The 1,006-nt window shown below is 74.4% G+C and carries 1 protein-coding gene; it reads right to left on the reverse strand.

What is annotated here, in order from left to right:
• Positions 1 to 128 precede the first annotated feature (128 nt).
• Positions 129 to 650, reverse strand: coding sequence for a SixA phosphatase family protein (locus tag ACFVGY_RS00590; protein WP_385668687.1), 522 nt, complete (start codon positions 648 to 650; stop codon positions 129 to 131).
• Positions 651 to 1,006 lie beyond the last annotated feature (356 nt).

Raw genomic sequence — 1,006 nt, forward strand, 5'->3', positions numbered from 1 at the left:
GTGTGTTCCGTCCCTCCGCCCGGCGGTGGGGCGGGTGTCCCACGCCCACTCGCGTCCCCCCGCCCCCCCCCCCCCGCCCCGCGGGGCCCGCCCCCCCCCCGGCCCCCCCCCCCGACGCGCGTTCTCCGTCAGTCGCGGGGCGTCCAGAGCGCCGTGAGGCGGGCCGCCTTCCAGGCCAGGCTCCCCCAGCCGCCGTTCAGGGTCAGCACGGCGACGGCGCACGTGGGGAAGGACTCGCCGAGGCGGGCCACCAGCGGCTCCGGCCCGTCCCCGCACAGTCCCACCGCCAGCTCGTGCACGGCCGGGTTGTGGCCGACGACCAACAGACCGGTCAGCTCGTCCGACTGCTCCCCGAGGACGCCGAGCAGTTCCTCGGCGTCGGCCTCGTACAGCCTGTCGTCGAAGACGGTGGTCGGGGGGTCGGCGAGGGCGGGGAGCATGAGCTGCCATGTCTGCCGGGTCCGCCGGGCCGGTGAGCACAGCGCCAGGTCCACCTCGAACCCGGATTCGGCGAGCCGGCGCCCCATCCTGGGGGCGTCGGCCCGTCCCCGGTCCGCGAGTTCGCGTGCGAAGTCCTCGACGTCCGTGGTCTGTCTGGGCACCGCCTTCGCATGGCGGACCACCACGATCCGGCGCTCGGTGTCGGGCACCGTCCACACCTCCCATGCCCGGCCCGCCGGTCACCCGCGCGGCCCCCGTTCCGGGCGCTGCTCGTCCTTGGCGGTCCGGGTCCGGAGCCGCCCCCTTGCGCCTTCCCCGGCCGGCACCGCTGCAAGCGCGACCGAACGGGGGACCTGAGGTAGGCGTGAACCCTTCGCGTGTCCGGCATGAAGAAGCGGTTCCTCCCGGGCGTGCACGCCCGGGGTGCCTCGCTGGATCTCGCCGGACCCGGCCCCGGGGGGGCCCGCGGGGCCAACACACCCCCCCCAAACCCAACAGAACAGATACCACCCAAAGTTAAAGAAAAAGAGGCAGGAACAGTTGGCCCAACCCACGCAGAAAACGG

Source organism: Streptomyces sp. NPDC127106 (assembly GCF_042677605.1).
Classification (GTDB): domain Bacteria; phylum Actinomycetota; class Actinomycetes; order Streptomycetales; family Streptomycetaceae; genus Streptomyces.